The organism is Paracoccus sp. (in: a-proteobacteria), assembly GCF_046462195.1.
In the GTDB taxonomy this organism is placed as follows: Bacteria; Pseudomonadota; Alphaproteobacteria; order Rhodobacterales; family Rhodobacteraceae; genus Paracoccus.
On record NZ_JBKGUN010000147.1, the window covers coordinates 1 to 3,420 of the forward strand.

Sequence of the window (3,420 nt, forward strand, 5' to 3'; positions counted from 1 at the left end):
GCAGCAGAAACAGCAGCGTGCCCAGAAGATCGATCCAGTGCTGGACGCGGCGCGACCAGCGCCCATAGATCACGTCGATACGGATATGCTCGTTCTCCAGTAGCGTATAGGCCGAGGCCAGCATGAAGGCGCCACCGAACAGATACCATTGCAGTTCGAGCCAAGCGTTGGACGAGACGCTGAACACCTTGCGGATGATCGCGTTCACCGCGCTGACCAGGATGGCCAGCAGGATCAGCCAGGCGACGCTGCGGCCGATCACGGTCGTGACGCGGTCGATCCCGCGCGATAGGGCCAGAAGGCCACCCATATGTTCCCCTCCCTCAAGGCGCCACCCGCGTTCCGGGCTGCGAGACCGGTTGACCCGGACGTCATGGCAAGCCCGGATATGCTGCATCGACCCCGCGCCGGTCAAGCGTTCTGGCGGGGCCTCAGGTCAAAGCAGCCATTGCCACAAGAACCGCGGTCTCGGCCAGCAATGCTGACGCGCCCAGCACATCGCCCGTCTGTCCCCCTACCAGCCGGTTGGCCCGTCCCGAGACGGCAGCAGTTATCCCGCCAGCCAGAAGGACCGCACCCACCGCGGCCCCCGCGCTCGGCGCGCCCAGCAGCAGAAGAAGCCCGGCTGCCGCCACTGCCACCGCGACTGTGCGCGAAGACGGTCGGCCAGATCCATGGCCAAGCCCGTCGTCCCTTGCCGGTGGCAGGATGCGCATCAGGACGACGGGTGCCGCCCGACCTGCCCCTGCCGCAGCGATCAGGCTGACCGGTGACAAGGTTGCAAGGGCCGCGATGCGCAGGACGGAAACGCAGATCAGCGCCATCGTGCCATAACTGCCGATGGTGGAATCGCGCATGATGCGCAGCCGGTCGTTGCGGTCGCGCCCCCCTGCGGCATCCGCAAAATCGGCCAGTGCATCCTCGTGCAGCGCACCAGTCACCCATACCGCAAGCGCAACGGCCAAGGCCGCAGACAGCAGCCCCGGACCCAGAAGCCACAATGGCAGCGACGCGATGAGACCGACCGTCGCACCGGCAAAGGGGAAAGCCCAGGCCGCCTGTGCCAAGGGCAGCACGCGCGGCGGCAGCCAGCGGCCCAAGGGCAGCCGCGTCAGGAACACCAGTGCCAGCAGCAGTTGCCGGAGCCTATCCAATCCCGGCCTCGGCAAAGGTGGCCATGCCGTTATGGCATTCCAACGCCGCACGCAGCACCAGCAGCGCCACGGCCGCACCCGACCCTTCCCCAAGGCGCATGTCCAGCGACAGGACCGGCTGCATGCCCAAGGACGTGATGAGGCGGCGATGGCCCGGCTCCGCGCTTTCGTGTCCGATCAGGCAATGCGCCAGCGCGCCCGGATCGTCGCGGGTCAGAACCGCAGCGGCGGCTGTGCAGATGAACCCGTCCAGGATCACCGGGATACGCAGATCGCGCGCACGGAGGATCGCCCCGCAGATCGCCGCCTGCTCGCGCCCGCCAAAGGCCTCCAGCGTGCCGGTTGCGGTTGTGGGCGCATGCAGCGCAAGGCCCTCGGTCACGACGCGCAGCTTTGCGGCCAGCATGTCGCCCTGTGCGCCTGTTCCCGGCCCCACCCAATCCTCAGCCCGCCCCCCCAGAACCGAGGCTGCCAGTGCGGCCGAGACCGTCGAGTTGCCGATGCCCATTTCCCCCAGCACAAGGACCTGTGCCCCCGGCTGCACGGCTTCGGCACCACGGGCCATCGCGTCCTGCACCTCGATCCCGGTCATGGCGGGGCCTTGAGTGAAGTCGCGGGTCGGGCAATCCAGGTCCAGCGGGACCACGCGCAGATCTGCCCCGGCCACACGGCACAACTGGTTGATCGCGGCGCCCCCTGCGCTGAAATTCGCCACCATTGCGGCCGTCACCGCAGCCGGGAACGGCGTGATGCCACGTGCCACCACACCGTGATTGCCGGCAAAGATAAGGGCCTGTGCCGGGTCTAGGCAGGGCCGCTCGGTCCGCTGCCAACCTGCCATGAAGACCGCAAGATCTTCCAGCCGCCCTAGTGAGCCTTTGGGCTTTGTCAGCTGTGCCTGTCGCGTCCGGGCGGCCTTGGCCGCCTTATCATCGAAATCGTTCATCATCCGCCTCGCGCGAGGGTTTCAGTCGCAGGGGCAGCCCGCTGACTGCCATCCAGACCGCGTCCGCAACAGCAGCCACCGCCTGGTTCATCAACCCGTGGTCGTCGCGAAAGCGTCGTGCCAGGGCATTGTCTGGCACGATGCCCAAGCCCAGCTCATTCGTCACCAGCACAACAGGACAGTGTTGCTGACGTAACGTCATGACCAGAGGCTCGACAGGAGCCTGCCCCATGCAATTGGACAGCCACAAGGTCAGGCAGTCGACCAACCGGACGCCCTGCCCATCGGTTCTGCGCAAAGCTCCGCACAGATCGAGGGGCTCCTCCACCGTTGTCCAATTTTCTCCACGAACATTCTGATGACGAAGGATTCTTTCTGCCATCTCATTGTCGCGCGCTTCTGCCGTGGCGATATAGATGCGCGGCATCGCGTGCTGGACAGCCAGCCGTTCGGCCAGCGCCGACTTGCCTGATCGCGCGCCGCCGGTCACCAACGTGATATGTCCCCGATCCATCATGCGGGCATGTTTTCCACAGGGCGGGCGCGTTGAAAAGCGCCAATCGCCGCTTGTCTGCAGCCGCGCTTTGCGTAACCTCGCGCCTTTCCGGTGCGCAAGACATCGACCCACAACTTGGAGGAGTTGAGATGACCAAGCTTTTTGCAACCACCGCCCTGCTGACGGCACTGGCCTTGCCCGCCTATGCCGTGCAACCTGCCGAGGGCGAGACCCTGGCCGAAAACCAGACCTATACCTTCTGGCTGCTGGACGCGATCAAATCGCTGGACCCGGCCAAGAACACCGATGTCGAGGGTTCGGACGCGTTGCGTCAGCTGTTCGAAGGACTGATGACCGAGGATGCATCGGGCGAGATGCTGCCCGGCGTTGCCGAAAGCCATGAGGTCAGTGACGACCTCCTGACCTATACCTTCAAGCTGCGCGATGCGAACTGGTCGAACGGTCAGCCGGTGACGGCCGAGGACTTCGTCTATGCCTGGCAGCGCGTGGTGCGCCCCGAAACCGCCTCGGAATATGCCTGGTACATGGAGTTGATGAACATCGAGAACGCCACCGCCATCATTGCGGGCGAGATGGAGCCGGACAAGCTGGGTGTCAGGGCGATCGACGACAAGACGCTGGAGGTCACGCTGTCGGACCCGACGCCTTACTTCATCAACACCCTGTCGCACACGACAACCTATCCCGTTCCGCGCGCCGTGGTCGAGGAACTGGGCGACGCATGGATCCAGCCGGCCAACATCGTCGGCAACGGTGCCTATACGCTGGCCAGTCACAATCTGGGCGTCGAGATCGTCTTCCAG

The 3,420-nt window shown here is 65.3% G+C and carries 5 protein-coding genes; 1 reads left to right on the forward strand and 4 read right to left on the reverse strand.

Going from position 1 to position 3,420, the window contains the following annotated elements; translation table 11 throughout:
- From ACLHHB_RS09555 to cobU, 4 genes are all read right to left on the reverse strand, one after another.
- Positions 1 to 310, reverse strand: a 310-nt coding sequence (locus ACLHHB_RS09555; protein WP_410218049.1) for a TRAP transporter small permease subunit, incomplete at its 3' end; no start/stop codon positions are given.
- A gap of 121 nt (positions 311 to 431) precedes the next feature.
- On the reverse strand, positions 432 to 1,154 hold the full coding sequence (cobS, locus tag ACLHHB_RS09560) for an adenosylcobinamide-GDP ribazoletransferase (protein WP_410218050.1): 723 nt from the start codon (positions 1,152 to 1,154) through the stop codon (positions 432 to 434).
- Positions 1,147 to 2,100, reverse strand: coding sequence for a nicotinate-nucleotide--dimethylbenzimidazole phosphoribosyltransferase (gene cobT / locus ACLHHB_RS09565; protein WP_410218051.1), 954 nt, complete (start codon positions 2,098 to 2,100; stop codon positions 1,147 to 1,149). Before cobT ends, cobS begins: the two co-directional genes overlap by 8 nt.
- Positions 2,084 to 2,617, reverse strand: a complete 534-nt coding sequence (gene cobU / locus ACLHHB_RS09570; RefSeq protein ID WP_410218052.1) for a bifunctional adenosylcobinamide kinase/adenosylcobinamide-phosphate guanylyltransferase — start codon at positions 2,615 to 2,617, stop codon at positions 2,084 to 2,086. The genes cobT and cobU overlap by 17 nt, the downstream gene beginning before the upstream one ends.
- Before the next feature lie 128 nt (positions 2,618 to 2,745).
- Here cobU and ACLHHB_RS09575 point away from each other — a divergent pair.
- Positions 2,746 to 3,420, forward strand: a 675-nt coding sequence (locus ACLHHB_RS09575; protein ID WP_410218053.1) for a peptide ABC transporter substrate-binding protein, incomplete at its 3' end; no start/stop codon positions are given.